The sequence below is a fragment of the Bacillus sp. FSL R5-0286 genome (assembly GCF_038593245.1).
GTDB classification, from domain to species: Bacteria; Bacillota; Bacilli; order Bacillales; family Bacillaceae; genus Bacillus; species Bacillus altitudinis.
The window spans coordinates 3,368,053-3,383,801 of the sequence record NZ_CP151977.1 but is presented as its reverse complement, the minus strand read 5'-3'; the positions used below and the strand labels follow the sequence as shown (position 1 = coordinate 3,383,801).

The window sequence follows — 15,749 nt, the reverse complement described above, 5'->3', positions numbered from 1 at the left end:
ATTCGGGTTTTCATAAAAAAGAAGTCGATTTTCCAAAAAAAACTTTTACATTTTACTCAAAAACCGTGTACAATGAGATGGTGAAAACATCGAATGGAAATAGATTGGAGAGGATTTCGCTGATGAAACATTTACCTGAGCAAGACGCACAAGTATTCAAAGCAATTCAACTAGAGCGGAAACGCCAGCAGGACAAAATCGAATTAATTGCATCAGAAAACTTCGTAAGCGAAGCAGTCATGGAAGCGCAGGGCTCTGTCTTAACAAACAAATATGCAGAAGGTTACCCTGGTAAACGCTACTATGGCGGCTGTGAACATGTAGACGTTGTAGAAGATATCGCACGTGACCGCGCAAAAGAAATTTTTGGCGCTGAGTATGTGAACGTACAGCCTCACTCAGGAGCTCAAGCGAATATGGCCGTATACTTTACAATCCTTGAGCATGGCGATACAGTGCTAGGCATGAACTTATCACATGGCGGGCATTTAACACATGGAAGCCCTGTAAACTTTAGCGGCGTACAGTACAACTTTGTAGAATACGGTGTAGATAAAGAAACACAACATATCGACTACCAAGATGTACTTGAAAAAGCACGTGAGCATAAGCCGAAACTAATCGTAGCGGGGGCAAGTGCTTACCCACGTCAAATTGATTTCAAAAAGTTCCGTGAAATTGCCGATGAAGTCGGTGCTTACTTTATGGTGGACATGGCTCACATCGCGGGTCTTGTTGCAGCAGGTCTTCATCCAAATCCTGTTCCTTACGCTGATTTTGTGACAACGACAACTCACAAAACATTGCGCGGACCTCGCGGCGGAATGATTCTATGCCGTGAAGAGTTTGGTAAAAAGATCGACAAATCGATCTTCCCTGGTATTCAAGGTGGACCACTCATGCATGTGATCTCTGCAAAAGCTGTTTCTTTCGGTGAAGTATTGAACGGAGATTTCAAAACATATGCACAAAACGTGATTGATAACGCAAAACAACTAGCTGAAACACTTTTATCTGAGGATATTCAGCTTGTATCTGGTGGAACAGATAACCATCTTGTTCTCATCGACTTGCGCTCTCTTGGCATTACAGGAAAAATTGCAGAAAACGTTCTTGATGAAATTGGTATCACGGTGAACAAAAATGCAATTCCATATGATCCAGAGAAACCATTTGTTACAAGTGGTGTACGTGTAGGTACAGCAGCAGTGACAAGCCGTGGCTTCGATCAAGAAGCGATGAAAGAAGTCGGTTCCATTATTGCGCTTGCTCTGAAACATCATGAAGATGAAGCGAAATTAGAAGAGGCGAAAAAGCGTGTATCTGATCTGACAGCTCGTTTCCCTCTATATCAAGAATTAGATTATTAAGATGCAGACCCATTTGCCTATTTTTGGCATGTGGGTTTTTTTTGTAGGATTTGCGAATCATATTGAAAGATGATGTCTTTTTATGTAGAATTGTAGGAAGTGTGCAAAGTTCACCGGAAGATGACAGAAAAGGAGTTGTAGCAAGCAATGGCAAAGGTTTATGTATTTGATCACCCGCTTATTCAGCACAAACTTACATATATTCGTGACGTTCATACAGGAACAAAAGAATTTAGAGAGCTAGTGGATGAAGTCGCAACATTAATGGCATTTGAAATCACAAGAGACTTACCGCTTGAAGAGGTAGATGTAGAAACACCTGTACAAGTCGCTAAATCAAACGTGATCTCAGGTAAAAAACTCGGAGTTGTGCCGATTTTAAGAGCAGGTCTTGGAATGGTAGACGGGATTTTGAAACTCATTCCAGCTGCCAAAGTGGGACATGTCGGTTTATACCGTGATCCGAAGACATTAAAGCCTGTTGAATATTATGTGAAGCTTCCATCTGATGTGGAAGAGCGTGAATTTATCGTAGTAGACCCAATGCTTGCAACGGGCGGATCAGCTGTAGAAGCATTAAACAGCTTGAAAAAACGCGGTGCGAAAAACATCCGCTTCATGTGTCTGATTGCTGCGCCAGAAGGTGTAGAAGAAATGCAAAAACATCATCCAGATGTTGATATCTACATTGCGGCATTAGATGAGAAGTTAAACGAAAAAGGTTACATCATCCCAGGTCTTGGTGATGCTGGTGACCGTATGTATGGAACAAAATAAGAATGATTCATGAAAAGCCCACATGCAAACGTACATGTGGGCTTTTTTGAAAAATATGACAAACGGTTGATATCGTTCTTAGAAAAATCAATGTATACTGAACATTAGCAGTTTTTTTGCATGAATGTCACAACTCTCCTAAAGTTTGATGAAATTGTGAACATTTTGTGTGCTCTCTCATTATAGAAAAGTTTTTTAACTTTCAACGGATTGACACATCATAGACGCTATTGTATGCTAAACGAGGGTATTATGGTAAGGTTTTCATAGCCTATAGCACTCTACTAATCCTCATTGTGAACCCTTTAATAATCAGGGTTTGTATCAGCGAATGAAGCAGAATCCCATAGATCTAAAGATTTCAAGTCTGATTGCACAATTAGACCGATGGGTGATTGATTTTTTTCAAATAGGACGGCTTATCATAAGCGTCTTCTACGCAGTTTTCATCACCATTTATCACCTTTTTTACAATATTTTTCATCGGGAGTCAGATGAATGAACGATCCAAACGTCATTTTCCGCAGACAGAGTAAATATATGTTCTATTTATTGGCAATTTTTGTGTTTGGCTATGCCATGCCTGGTTTTAAACCACTGTTTCTTGGTTTCATTATCGGCACAATTTTTGCTTTCTTTAATTTATTCCTGCTTATTCGGAGAATGCATGCTTTTGATCGAGCAGTTAAAAAAGGAAAATCTATTCGTTCAATGGGAAGTACAGCCAGGTGGGCCAACGCAATTCTCGCAGTAGCGATTGCTTGGCGTTACCCTAACGAAGTTCATCTGGCAGGTGTTGTTATAGGATTAATGACAATATATCCTGTCATTATGATAGATTCCTTCATTCAACTTAAACGTTCTACTATGGAAGAGAGGTGAATACTCTTTGGGTCACAGTTCAAAAACTACAGAATTTTTAGGGTTAACGTTCAACTTATCCAATGTTCTCATGATTACGATTGCTAGTATCATCGTTCTTCTCATAGCGGTGCTGACTACTCGTGTTCTGGCTATTCGTCCGACAAAGGCGCAGAACTTCATGGAATGGATTGTTGATTTTGTTCGAAATATCATAGGTAGTTCGATGGACATGAAAACAGGAGCCCCATTTCTAGCGCTTGGCGTTACATTACTCATGTACATATTTGTTTCAAACATGCTTGGACTGCCATTCTCGATTACGGTCGATCACAATTTATGGTGGAAATCACCAACTGCCGATCCTGCAATCACAATGACACTAGCGATTATGGTCATGGGATTGACACATTACTATGGTGTCAAGGCAAAAGGAGTCAAGGAATATACAAAAGACTTTTTCAAGCCAATCCCATATTTAGTGCCGCTGAAAATCATTGAAGAATTTGCAAACACGTTAACACTTGGTTTGCGTCTTTATGGAAATATTTTCGCTGGAGAGATTCTTCTTGGTTTACTTGCAGGACTTGCGACCAATTTCTACACGCAAAACATTGCACTAGGTATTGTTGGTACATTAGGTGCCATCGTGCCAATGATTGTATGGCAGGCATTCAGTTTGTTTGTCGGAACCATCCAGGCATTTATCTTCACCATGCTGACAATGGTGTATATCTCCCATAAAGTCAGCGACGAACACTAAAAAATTGAGAGTCCAAAATGGACGTTATTTTAAAGGAGGAGCTTTTTAATGAATTTAATAGCAGCAGCAATTGCAATCGGTTTAGGAGCACTAGGAGCAGGTATTGGTAACGGTCTAATCGTATCTAAAACAGTTGAAGGAATCGCTCGTCAGCCAGAAGCTGGTAGAGAACTAAGAACACTTATGTTCATCGGGGTAGCTTTAGTTGAGGCACTTCCAATTATCGCTGTCGTTATCGCATTCTTGGCATTCTTTGGTTAATATGTGAGAAGCGTTCTAATATGAATTTTAATGGCGAAGATCAGATTAGTTCGAAACTTCGCCATTCCTTTATGTTTTGTTTCTTAACATATTATTTAAAGAAGGGAGTTGCCGTACTAAATGTCTCAGTTACCAGTGGTTTTAGGAGCAGGGGGCTTAAGTTTTAACGCTGGGGATATGTTGTTCCAGCTAATCGCTATGCTCATCCTGCTTGCACTTTTAAAGAAATTTGCGCTTAAGCCTTTATTAGGGATTATGAAACAGCGTGAAGATTATATAGGAAATGAAATTTCAAGTGCTGAAGAAAAGCACGTTCAAGCTGAAAAGCTTCTTGAAGAACAACGTGTCTTATTGAAAGAAGCACGCGAAGAATCACATACACTCATCGAAAATGCGAAAAAGATTGGTGAGAAACAAAAAGAAGACATCATTCAAGCAGCGCGTCAAGAATCAGAGCGCTTGAAAGAGTCTGCTAGAACTGAAATCGTGAAAGAAAAAGAACAAGCTGTGGCTGCACTGCGCGAGCAAGTTGCATCACTTTCTGTATTAATTGCTTCTAAAGTGATTGAAAAAGAACTTGATGAGCAAGCACAAGAGAAATTGATCCAAGAGTATCTTAAAGAGGCAGGCGAAAGCCGATGAGCGTGACTATTGTCTCTAAGCGTTACGCTTCTGCTCTTTTTGACATCGTTCTTGCTTCTTCGGCAGTAGACGAAACTGAAAAAGAGCTGAATGAGATCAAAAAAGTTCTCAAGGCTGACCAAGAATTAAATGACTTTCTTGTTCATCCGAAGATTACGGCAGACAAAAAGAAACATCTGATTGCAGAAGCTTTCAAAGGTGTTTCGACATATGTTTTGCACACAATGTATTTACTGATTGACCGTGGACGCACGAATATTTTTCCTGAAATGGCGTCTGAGTTTGTGAAACTTGCAAACCGTACGAAACAAATAGACGATGCGATCGTGTATTCAGTTAAACCGCTCAGCGGAGCTGAAATTCAATCTTTATCTGAAGTATTTGCCAAAAAAGCCGGAGTCACATCACTGCGTGTAGAAAACGTGATTGACAAGGATCTAATAGGCGGAGTGAAAATCCGTATCGGAAACCGCATTTATGACGGCAGTGTCAGCGGAAAGCTTTCCCGCATTGAACGTCAGCTTGCAGGCGAAAATCGTTAGAAGGGGTGAAACCTTAGTGAGTATCAAAGCTGAAGAGATTAGCGCGCTGATAAAGCAGCAAATCCAAAACTATCAATCTGAAATTGAAGTAAAAGATGTCGGTACAGTCATTCAAGTAGGGGACGGTATCGCGCGTGTACATGGCCTTGACAACATTATGGCAGGAGAGCTTGTTGAGTTCTCTAACGGTGTAATGGGTATGGCTCAAAACCTTGAGGAGTCTAACGTAGGTATCGTAATCTTAGGACCTTACAAAGATATCCGTGAAGGTGACGACGTAAAACGTACAGGTCGTATCATGGAGGTTCCAGTAGGAGAAGAGTTAATCGGACGTATTGTGAACCCACTTGGTCAGCCTGTTGATGGACTAGGTCCAATTTTAACAAGCAAAACACGTCCAATTGAAAGTGAAGCACCAGGCGTTATGGATCGTAAATCGGTACATGAGCCGCTTCAAACGGGAATTAAAGCAATTGATGCCTTGATTCCAATCGGACGCGGACAGCGTGAATTGATCATTGGGGACCGTCAAACAGGTAAAACATCTGTTGCAATCGATACGATCCTGAACCAAAAAGATCAAGACATGATCTGTATCTATGTAGCGATCGGACAAAAAGAATCAACTGTTCGTGGTGTTGTTGAAACACTTCGTAAGCATGGTGCGCTTGACTACACAATCGTTGTCACAGCTTCTGCATCACAGCCAGCTCCACTTCTTTACCTTGCTCCTTATGCAGGTGTAACGATGGGTGAGGAATTCATGTATAACGGCAAGCATGTGCTTGTTGTGTATGATGACCTTTCTAAACAAGCGGCAGCTTACCGTGAGCTTTCATTATTGCTTCGTCGTCCTCCAGGTCGTGAAGCATTCCCTGGTGATGTTTTCTACCTTCACTCTCGTTTATTAGAGCGTGCAGCGAAGCTTAGTGATGAAAAGGGTGGCGGTTCTATCACAGCATTGCCTTTCGTAGAAACGCAAGCTGGTGATATCTCTGCATATATCCCAACAAACGTTATCTCAATCACAGATGGACAGATCTTCTTACAATCTGATCTCTTCTTCTCAGGCGTACGTCCAGCGGTAAACGCAGGATTGTCTGTATCTCGTGTAGGTGGTTCTGCACAAATCAAAGCGATGAAAAAGGTAGCAGGTACACTTCGTTTGGATCTTGCTTCTTATCGTGAGCTTGAAGCATTCGCTCAGTTTGGATCTGATCTAGACCAAGCGACTCAAGCCAAATTAAACCGTGGTGCTAGAACAGTTGAAGTCTTAAAACAAGACTTGAACAAACCGTTGAAAGTTGAAAAACAAGTAGCGATTCTTTATGCACTGACAAGAGGATACTTAGATGATGTAGCGATTGCTGATGTCAAACGCTTTGAAGCTGAGTTATTCATGTACATTGAAGAAAACCATAAAGACTTGTTTGACACAATCTCTCAAACAGGAAACATGCCTGCTGATGAAGAGTGGAAAGCAGCGATCGAAGGCTTTAAACGTACGTTTGCACCAAGCAACTAATTAGTAATCTTTCCGAGAGAAAAAGATTCTCTTTTTCTCTCTTTTCACGTAAATGAACACGGATTCCTGAAAAAAGGTGGTGAAATCTTTGGCCTCATTACGCGATATTAAGTCAAGGATCACGTCAACAAAAAAATCGAGTCAGATCACAAAAGCGATGCAAATGGTATCAGCTGCGAAACTGAATCGTGCTGAAAATAATGCGAAGTCCTTTGTTCCTTACATGGAGAAAATCCAAGAAGTCGTTGCGGCAATCGCAACTGGAACAAGTGCTAAGCACCCAATGCTTCTTTCAAGACCTGTTAAGAAAACAGGGTATCTCGTCATTACATCTGATCGAGGACTTGCAGGACCTTTTAACAGCTCGATTTTACGTGCCGCTTACCAAGCCATTCAATCTCGTCATCAATCTGCTGATGAATATGCGGTGATTGTGATTGGTAAAATCGGACGCGACTTCTTCAAAAAGCGTGGTATTCCAGTTATTTCTGAAGTCACAGGGCTTGGAGACGAAGTAGCGTTTGCTGATATTAAAGAATTAGCAAGCAGTACAGTGCAAATGTTCTCTGATGAAGCGTTTGATGAGCTTTACATGTTCTATAACCATTTCGTCAGTGCCATTTCGCAAGAAGTAACAGAGAAAAAATTATTGCCGCTAACGGACCTTTCGGCCGCAGCGACACCAAATAAACGTTCCGCATCTTATGAGTTTGAGCCTTCTGAAGAAGAAATTCTTGAAGTTCTCCTTCCTCAATATGCAGAGAGTTTGATTTTCGGTGCGCTTCTTGACAGCAAAGCAAGTGAACATGCTGCAAGGATGACAGCAATGAAGAGTGCAACAGACAACGCAAAAGAATTGATCGACAGCCTGACACTCTCTTACAACCGTGCTCGTCAAGCAGCGATTACACAAGAGATTACAGAAATTGTCGGCGGAGCAGCTGCCTTAGAATAGAAATAATTGTCAGGAGGGAATGCAATGAAAACAGGACGCATCAGTCAGATCATGGGACCAGTCGTAGACGTTCGTTTTGAAGACGGTCACTTGCCTGAGATTTATAATGCGATCAAAGTTTCGCATAAAGCGGAAAGCGAAAGTGAAGTTGATATCGACTTAACTTTAGAAGTAGCACTACATTTAGGTGATGATACAGTGAGAACCATCGCAATGGCATCAACAGACGGTGTGAAGCGCGGTATGGAAGCTGTAGACCTTGGAAAACCAATTTCAGTACCAGTTGGTAACGTAACACTTGGACGTGTATTCAACGTACTGGGAGATAACATTGACTTAGATGAGCCACTTGGTGTGGAAGCGCAAAGAGACCCAATCCACAGACAAGCGCCTTCTTTTGATCAACTTTCTACAGAAGTTGAAATTCTTGAAACAGGTATCAAAGTTGTTGACCTTCTTGCTCCTTACATCAAAGGTGGAAAGATCGGTCTATTCGGTGGAGCCGGTGTTGGTAAAACCGTTCTGATTCAAGAATTGATCAACAACATCGCACAAGAACACGGCGGTATTTCTGTATTCGCTGGTGTTGGAGAGCGTACACGTGAAGGAAATGACCTTTACTACGAAATGAAAGATTCTGGCGTTATCGAAAAAACAGCGATGGTCTTCGGCCAAATGAACGAGCCACCAGGTGCACGTATGCGTGTAGCTCTAACTGGTTTGACAATGGCAGAGCATTTCCGTGATGAACAAGGTCAAGACGTATTGTTCTTCATCGATAACATCTATCGTTTTACACAAGCAGGTTCTGAAGTATCAGCCCTTCTTGGACGTATGCCTTCAGCGGTAGGTTATCAGCCAACTCTTGCAACAGAAATGGGTCAGCTTCAAGAGCGTATCACGTCTACAAACGTAGGATCGGTTACATCGATTCAAGCGATCTATGTACCTGCGGATGACTATACAGATCCAGCTCCAGCTACAACGTTCGCTCACCTTGATGCAACGACAAACCTTGAGCGTAAGTTGACAGAGATGGGGATTTACCCAGCGGTAGATCCACTTGCTTCAACATCTCGTGCCCTTGCACCTGAGATTGTTGGCGAAGAGCATTATGCGATCGCGCGTGAAGTTCAGCAAACATTGCAGCGTTATAAAGAATTGCAAGATATCATTGCCATTTTAGGTATGGATGAATTATCTGAGGACGATAAGCTTGTGGTACACAGAGCTCGTCGTGTTCAATTCTTCCTATCTCAAAACTTCCACGTAGCAGAACAGTTCACTGGCCAAAAAGGTTCTTATGTGCCATTGCAAGAAACTGTTAAAGGCTTCAAGGAAATCTTATCTGGTAAATACGATCACCTTCCAGAAGATGCATTCCGCTTAGTCGGCCGCATTGAAGAAGTGGTTGAAAAAGCCAAAGAGATGGGTGTAGAGGCCTAATCTGGTCCTTAGGAGGGTAAAAGCATGAAGACCGTTCAAGTCAATATCGTTACTCCCGACGGCCCAGTGTATGAAGCGGATGTGGAAATGGTCAGTGTAAGAGCAGAAAGCGGTGAGCTTGGGATTTTAGCTGGCCACGTTCCAATGGTTGCTCCGCTAAAAATCGGTGCAGTTCGCTTAAAACATAGTGGATCAACTGAATTGGTTGCAGTAAGCGGTGGATTTGTTGAAGTTCGCCCCGAAAAAGTAACCATTCTTGCTCAGGCTGCTGAAACATCAGACAAAGTTGATGTCGATCGTGCAAAATCAGCGAAACAGCGTGCTGAAGAGCATTTGAACCACCCGAATGAAAGTGATGTACGCAGGGCGGAACTCGCATTAAAACGGGCATTAAACCGTTTAAATGTAGCAGGGAAATAAAACAGAAAATCCTTCTTATCACAGTGATAAGAAGGATTTTTTTTAGGATGACATGAGAGATTGATACATCGACACATAAGGATGAGATGCTTGCTTTTCTAGATATAACTGCTCGCAAAATTGCGTACTGCAATGCCATGTTTTATTATTTCTGCGTAAGCCAAGCGTATATTGGTGCGAAGAGTCCATATAAGGCCGCACGACCCAGTCAGCATCTGAATGATGACGGATGACAACTTCTCCTAAATACACACTCATCATCGCTTCTAATGCATCTATTGGCATTTTCCAATCAGCAAAAAGCTGCTGACGGAAGGCATCGAAGTATAATGACTCTAACTGATAAAGGCTTTCCTCTGAGTAATCCAAAGAAATGTTATGAAAATGACACAATTGTGCTAATTCTTCTAGCTGTGTCTGTCTATAATCAAAGTAGAAAGCAATGGCTTCCCATTCATGTTCAAATGAGGGAACCAGTTCTCCGTACAAATCAACAAAGTCAGGAAAAGAATCTTTCAAATATGATCAGCTCCTTCCACCGCAGTATATCATCTCCTTCGCATCAGAATAAGAGGGGATTCACTCTAAATGTAGCTCTTTTTTCCAAATGATTCATCTTTCCGATTTTGGAGGATATAATGAAAGGGAGTTTTCCTTTACAGAAATCAATAAAAGGAGGATTCAAGTGTATGGAAGACGTAGGACAACAAGCAATTGTCAGTATTGTGATCCACCTATTTTTTATTGCCATTACGTGGTGGGCATTGCTTGCGGTGAATATTGATCCACTGATTAAAAAAGGAAAAATTATTCAAGCTAGATTGCTCATGATGCTGATCACGATTGCTATTGCATCGGCAGTCAGCAATTTCTTCCTTGATTATTTAAATTTCTCCAGACAAATCCCTTATATGTTTTAACATAAAAGGTTTGGTCACTGCCTTCTGCGGGAACGTAAAAAGAAGTGTCAAAAATATGGCCTTTGATGACTTTTCCACGTATGCATTGATCTCCTTGCGGCAACACTTGTAGCAAGGGGGAATGACAAGTGAGAAAGTATTTAAAAGGTTGGCCATTATTTGCATTTATTCTTTTTTTTGTTCTGATGATTCAAGGTGTTCGGGCGGAAGAAACATCCACGCTCGCCCAAATAGCAGAAGGTATGAAAAACCAGCAAATCGAAGTAAGTGGATGGACGCTTCATGCCAAAACAAATATAGACATTTCATCCGAACAATTTTCAAAAAAAGTGAAACGTTTGAAAGACGAACTACGACAGTATGAGTGGACCGAAAAAAAAGAGAAACATGTCACCAAAGTCACAGGAATTTACAAAGATGAAAAAAATGATACATTATCGAAAATTTTACTCGTGAAGACCGACACAAAATCAAACCAAAAGTCGTATTTATTATATGAGCAAAAAGGTGCTCGCCCACTGAATACCTGGGAGCATACATATGATCAGTTCGTACGTCATGCAAAAAGCATATTACAAGAAAAATTTGTGATTTTTACTTGTCTCGATGGTCATGTAAATGGTATGATGGATGTTGTTTTGCAAAAAAAAGCTGAAATGATAGCAAATGAATTTCAAGCAAAACCTGTTGAGTATCTCGTTGAGTCTAATTTTGTGTCGCTTTCCGCTTACACAGAGAAGTGGGAACAGTTCATTATGACTTCAAATGATAAAATGAATGTTCAAATTGCCATCAGAAGTTCGGAAATGAACGAAAATCATACGATTACGGTTGGCACACCAATCGTAACGACTGAATATTAATATAGAGAATTTGGGACGCGGAGGGGAAGACCTTGGAAAAAATCATCGTCCGCGGCGGTCAAAAGTTAAACGGCACAGTTAAAGTAGAAGGCGCAAAAAATGCCGTTTTACCAGTTATCGCTGCATCTTTGTTAGCAAGTACAGAAAAAAGCGTAATTTGTGATGTACCTACGCTCTCCGATGTATATACAATCAATGAAGTGTTACGTCATTTAGGAGCAGAAGTACATTTTGAAAATAACGAAGTATCAGTAGATGCATCTCATGCACTAGAAACTGAGGCTCCGTTTGAGTACGTCCGTAAAATGAGAGCATCTGTGCTCGTCATGGGACCACTTTTAGCTAGAACAGGTCATGCAAGAGTTGCATTACCTGGTGGTTGTGCGATTGGTTCAAGACCAATTGATCAGCATTTAAAAGGCTTTGAAGCAATGGGAGCTAAAATTCAAGTAGGTAATGGTTTCATCGAGGCTGAAGTAAATGGCCGTCTAAAAGGTGCAAAAATCTATTTGGATTTCCCAAGTGTAGGGGCAACTGAAAACATCATCATGGCAGCAGCATTGGCTGAAGGAACGACGATTTTAGAAAACGTAGCAAAAGAACCTGAAATTGTTGATTTGGCAAACTACATCAATGCCATGGGCGGTAAGGTTCGCGGTGCTGGAACTGGTACAATTAAAATCGAAGGTGTAGAAACACTTCACGGTGCAAAACACAACATCATCCCTGACCGAATTGAAGCTGGTACGTTTATGGTGGCAGCAGCCATTACTGAAGGAAATGTTCTTGTAAAAGGCGCTGTGCCTGAGCACATGACTTCACTTGTGGCGAAAATGGAAGAAATGGGTATTCAGATCATTGAAGAAGAAGAAGGTTTAAGAGTCATTGGACCATCTGAGCTCAAGCCAATCGATCTAAAAACAATGCCGCATCCTGGTTTCCCAACGGATATGCAATCTCAGATGATGGCGCTATTGCTTCGTGCGAACGGAACAAGCATGATCACAGAAACTGTGTTTGAAAATCGTTTTATGCATGCTGAAGAATTCCGCCGCATGAATGGCGATATTAAAATTGAGGGTCGCTCTGTGATAATCAATGGACCTGTTCAACTTCAAGGTGCTGAAGTGGCAGCGACTGATTTAAGAGCAGGAGCAGCACTTGTACTTGCTGGATTAGTGGCAGAAGGTCATACACGTGTCACTGAATTGAAGCATATTGACCGTGGATATGTGAACTTCCACCAAAAACTAGCAGCAATCGGTGCAGACATTGAAAGAGTAAATGATGAATCAGCAGATGTGACACAAGAACAAGTTGTATCAGATCTAAACGCATAATCATAAAAGAAATCAGTGTGTCCATTTGGGCATGCTGATTTTTTTTAGAATCATAGACTGGTTGCATTTTCAAAAGCTTATCATTAGTGTATCCAATCATTTTAAATTTTATTCATAAAGACGAACAGTAAATCAAATGATGAAGAGCACAAACATATCACCAAAAGACTTGTCCAATGAATGAAAGAAGCTGTCATATTAGCTTGTCCTTGCCCATAGGATAAAAGAGATTCAATGACAAATGGGGGCAGCCAATATGAAACCAATGATATGGACAATCGCAGGAATTTGCATCATCATTTTAATGATTCCAACCTTACTCGTGTTGCCGACGTTCCAAGGAAAACCAGCAGCGAGCCAACACGTAGCAGCAGAACCATCAGTTAAAAAAGAAGTGAAAGGTTCAGTCAAATTGAAACAATCACCCGTCTCCATTCCCGTCTACCGTTCAGCGCATCAGCAGGTAGAAAACATCCCCTTAGAAGAGTATGTGATCGGTGTCGTCGCTTCTGAAATGCCAGCCGATTTTGAAATAGAGGCGCTCAAGGCACAGGCACTCGCCGCTAGAACGTATATCGTTAGACAAATGATCATTGATAAAACCGTCAAATCTCCACAGGGTTCTCTTGTAGATGACACCCAAATGTTCCAAGTGTACAAAAATAAACAGGAACTGAAGAAAATTTGGGGAAAAGCGTACAATTGGAAATTAAAAAAGGTCACAGAAGCTGTCGCGAGTACACAAGGGAAAGTACTGACGTATGAAGAAAAACCAATTGATGCTTCCTTCTTTTCAACAAGTAATGGGAAAACCGAAAATGCAGAAGCTTATTGGAAAAATGAAATCCCTTATTTGAAAAGCGTCTCAAGCAAATGGGACGAAAAATCACCCAAATTTCAAAACAAGAAAACCATCACAGTGAGTGAATTTCAGCAAAAACTGGGTGTGACCCTTGGCCATCAGCAGGTGGGAGAAATTGTAGAACGAACACCAGGCAATCAAGTAGCCAAAGCCGTCATTAACGGAAAAACATTGTCGGGCAGAGACATTCGCGAATCACTAGGATTGCACTCTGCAGACTTTACATGGGAACGAAAGGGTCAGCAAATCGTGATTACGACAAAAGGGTATGGCCATGGTGTGGGCATGAGTCAGTATGGTGCACATTATATGGCACAGTCAGGCAAAAAAGTAGAGGCGATCGTGAAACATTATTATCAAGGGATAAAAATTGAATCAGCTGATCGCTTTCTGAACACATATATGGCTAAGAAATAAAAGCAAAGGTGCCTCAAAATGGGGGCATCTTTTTTTATGTGTGAAGAGGTTTGAACAGAATGTGACAAATTGCGACTTAAGACGCACCTCAGGAAATCTTAAACATTTACATCCCGACAAGAACCGATGGCCGATACAAAGCCCCTCGAAAGAATGAGAAAACGTGGGTGACAAAAGAGTCGTTAGGTGAATATATCTAGACATCTGACAGAATTTTAGTGATTTTGATGAAAGAGAAAAAGGGATCGAGTCCTATACCATTCCAAGACAGAATATTTTACGATTAAGATGTTTCAATCAAATACATAAGGAGGAAGGAAAAGCATGTTGAAAAAAGTATTTACACTCGTAACCTTAGCTGTATTGACATTATCAATGTCAATCTCTTCACCAGTATTTGCAGAAGCAGCATCAGCCAAAAAACATAAGAAAGATGTAAGAGTGACGATCTTACTTGATGCAAGTGGAAGTATGGCAAGAAAAGTGGATGGAGAGCGCAAATTCGATTTAGCAAAACAAGAGGTATTTAAATTTGCTCAGTCTCTTCCGAAAGATGCTAAAATCCGTATGAGCTTGTTTGGGTCTGAAGGAAACAACAAAAACTCAGGTAAAGCCCAATCATGTGAAGTCATTAGAGGCGTTTATGGCGTTCAGCCTTATGAAAAGGATAGTTTCGAAAACTCTCTAAACGGTCTTGGACCAAATGGCTGGACACCGATTGCACGTGCTCTTGAAAGTGCAAAGCAAGCGGATAAGCAGCTTCATAAGGGAACAAAACACATTGTGTACTTAATTACTGATGGTGAAGAAACTTGTGGTGGAGATCCAGTGAAAGTAGCGAAAGAGCTTCATAACTCAAAAGGATCTACTGTAGTCAATGTGATTGGATTAGACTTTAACGATGGTTATGAAGGTCAATTGAAGCAAGTAGCTAAAGCTGGTAAAGGTCATTACTACCAAGCAAGCACAGGGAAAGAAATGGGTTCTATCCTTACAGCAGAATCATTAAAACTACACGAATAACTTGCTGAAGAAAAGGGAAACGATTGATTGATGCTTTCGTTTCTCTTTTTCTGTACAAATGAAAAAAAGGGAGATTTTTTAATGAAAAGAAATATTATATTAACCATTTTAGCGAGTCTTGTTCTGCTTCTTTCTTCACCAGCTCATGCTGTAACGAAAAAGGAGCCTGCTCATGTGGTGATTTTACTTGATTTAAGCGGAAGCATGGCACAATCGGTTGAAGGCGAAAAGAAAATCGATATCGCAAAACGCTCGATCCAAAGTTTCGCAAGTATTTTATCAGAAGATACACAAGTCTTGCTTCGTGTTTTTGGTCATGAAGGAACGAATAAAAATGCAGGAAAAGCCGTTTCTTGTGCAAGTTCCGAAGCAGTTTATGGATTTGGAACATATGAGCAAGCAACCTTTCAACAAGCGCTAAATGTGTATGGTCCAACAGGATGGACACCACTTGCCAAAGCATTAACTGATACGAAACAAGATTTTGAAGATCACCAAGCTAAAGGAAAAAATATTGTATATGTTGTCAGCGATGGTGAGGAAACATGTGGCGGAAGCCCATCACAAGCAGCAAAGCAATTACATGAAGAAGGTATTGACACAATCGTCAATATCATTGGCTTCGATGTAAATGAAAAAGAAGCAAAAAGTCTAAAATCTGTTGCCAAATCTGGTGGTGGACAATATCAACCAGCAGCAAATGCAGAAGAATTGAATCATATTCTTCAAAAAGAAGCGAACTCTTTTGGTCAATAGAATGTG

18 protein-coding genes are annotated in these 15,749 nt (G+C 41.0%); 17 read left to right on the top strand and 1 reads right to left on the bottom strand.

Annotated elements, in window-relative coordinates; all coding sequences use genetic code 11:
- Positions 1-122 precede the first annotated feature (122 nt).
- The 11 genes from glyA to NST24_RS17430 all read left to right on the top strand — a co-directional run bounded on the left by glyA (position 123) and on the right by NST24_RS17430 (position 9,562).
- Entirely contained in the window at positions 123-1,370 is a 1,248-nt protein-coding gene (glyA, locus tag NST24_RS17480; RefSeq protein ID WP_024718755.1) for a serine hydroxymethyltransferase, read from the top strand.
- Positions 1,371-1,517: 147 nt separating this feature from the next.
- Positions 1,518-2,147 carry a uracil phosphoribosyltransferase gene (upp, locus tag NST24_RS17475; protein ID WP_003214553.1) on the top strand — a complete coding sequence of 210 codons (630 nt, stop codon included), beginning with the start codon at positions 1,518-1,520 and terminating at the stop codon, positions 2,145-2,147.
- Between the two features lie 498 nt (positions 2,148-2,645).
- Positions 2,646-3,029, top strand: a complete 384-nt coding sequence (locus tag NST24_RS17470) for an ATP synthase subunit I (RefSeq protein WP_007497639.1) — start codon at positions 2,646-2,648, stop codon at positions 3,027-3,029.
- A 7-nt stretch (positions 3,030-3,036) separates the two neighbouring features.
- Positions 3,037-3,771: a F0F1 ATP synthase subunit A gene (gene atpB / locus NST24_RS17465; protein ID WP_017360038.1), complete on the top strand. Its 735-nt coding sequence runs from the start codon at positions 3,037-3,039 to the stop codon at positions 3,769-3,771.
- Positions 3,772-3,819: 48 nt separating this feature from the next.
- Positions 3,820-4,032, top strand: a complete 213-nt coding sequence (gene atpE, locus NST24_RS17460; protein ID WP_003214968.1) for a F0F1 ATP synthase subunit C — start codon at positions 3,820-3,822, stop codon at positions 4,030-4,032.
- 120 nt (positions 4,033-4,152) lie between these two features.
- Positions 4,153-4,674: a F0F1 ATP synthase subunit B gene (gene atpF, locus NST24_RS17455; protein WP_017360037.1), complete on the top strand. Its 522-nt coding sequence runs from the start codon at positions 4,153-4,155 to the stop codon at positions 4,672-4,674.
- Positions 4,671-5,216, top strand: a complete 546-nt coding sequence (locus NST24_RS17450; protein WP_007497632.1) for a F0F1 ATP synthase subunit delta — start codon at positions 4,671-4,673, stop codon at positions 5,214-5,216. Before atpF ends, NST24_RS17450 begins: the two co-directional genes overlap by 4 nt.
- A 16-nt stretch (positions 5,217-5,232) precedes the next feature.
- Positions 5,233-6,741, top strand: coding sequence for a F0F1 ATP synthase subunit alpha (gene atpA, locus NST24_RS17445; protein ID WP_008343398.1), 1,509 nt, complete (start codon positions 5,233-5,235; stop codon positions 6,739-6,741).
- Between the two features lie 88 nt (positions 6,742-6,829).
- Positions 6,830-7,696 carry a F0F1 ATP synthase subunit gamma gene (locus NST24_RS17440; protein ID WP_007497628.1) on the top strand — a complete coding sequence of 289 codons (867 nt, stop codon included), beginning with the start codon at positions 6,830-6,832 and terminating at the stop codon, positions 7,694-7,696.
- 24 nt (positions 7,697-7,720) lie between these two features.
- The gene (atpD, locus tag NST24_RS17435; RefSeq protein WP_008343395.1) at positions 7,721-9,142 is read left to right on the top strand and encodes a F0F1 ATP synthase subunit beta; all 1,422 of its coding nucleotides are present in this window, start codon (positions 7,721-7,723) and stop codon (positions 9,140-9,142) included.
- Positions 9,143-9,166: 24 nt separating this feature from the next.
- On the top strand, positions 9,167-9,562 hold the full coding sequence (locus tag NST24_RS17430) for a F0F1 ATP synthase subunit epsilon (protein ID WP_008343393.1): 396 nt from the start codon (positions 9,167-9,169) through the stop codon (positions 9,560-9,562).
- A gap of 42 nt (positions 9,563-9,604) precedes the next feature.
- Here the strand turns inward: NST24_RS17430 and NST24_RS17425 are convergent, their stop codons facing one another.
- Complete coding sequence (locus NST24_RS17425; RefSeq protein WP_073412973.1) at positions 9,605-10,081, bottom strand: hypothetical protein; 477 nt, start codon at positions 10,079-10,081, stop codon at positions 9,605-9,607.
- A gap of 170 nt (positions 10,082-10,251) precedes the next feature.
- On the opposite strand from NST24_RS17425, the gene NST24_RS17420 reads away from it, so the two are divergent.
- The 6 genes from NST24_RS17420 (at position 10,252) to NST24_RS17395 (ending at position 15,743) form a co-directional block, all read left to right on the top strand.
- Complete coding sequence (locus NST24_RS17420) at positions 10,252-10,482, top strand: DUF1146 family protein (RefSeq protein WP_025208130.1); 231 nt, start codon at positions 10,252-10,254, stop codon at positions 10,480-10,482.
- A 128-nt stretch (positions 10,483-10,610) separates the two neighbouring features.
- A complete protein-coding gene (locus tag NST24_RS17415) occupies positions 10,611-11,345 on the top strand; it encodes a YwmB family TATA-box binding protein (protein ID WP_008343385.1) in 735 nt (244 codons plus the stop codon).
- 32 nt (positions 11,346-11,377) lie between these two features.
- Entirely contained in the window at positions 11,378-12,685 is a 1,308-nt protein-coding gene (gene murA, locus NST24_RS17410; RefSeq protein WP_007497616.1) for a UDP-N-acetylglucosamine 1-carboxyvinyltransferase, read from the top strand.
- A gap of 256 nt (positions 12,686-12,941) precedes the next feature.
- Complete coding sequence (spoIID, locus tag NST24_RS17405) at positions 12,942-13,964, top strand: stage II sporulation protein D (RefSeq protein WP_342462057.1); 1,023 nt, start codon at positions 12,942-12,944, stop codon at positions 13,962-13,964.
- Positions 13,965-14,288: 324 nt separating this feature from the next.
- Entirely contained in the window at positions 14,289-14,987 is a 699-nt protein-coding gene (locus NST24_RS17400) for a VWA domain-containing protein (protein WP_008343379.1), read from the top strand.
- 81 nt (positions 14,988-15,068) lie between these two features.
- Positions 15,069-15,743, top strand: coding sequence for a VWA domain-containing protein (locus tag NST24_RS17395; RefSeq protein ID WP_342462056.1), 675 nt, complete (start codon positions 15,069-15,071; stop codon positions 15,741-15,743).
- The last annotated feature ends 6 nt before the right edge of the window (positions 15,744-15,749 follow it).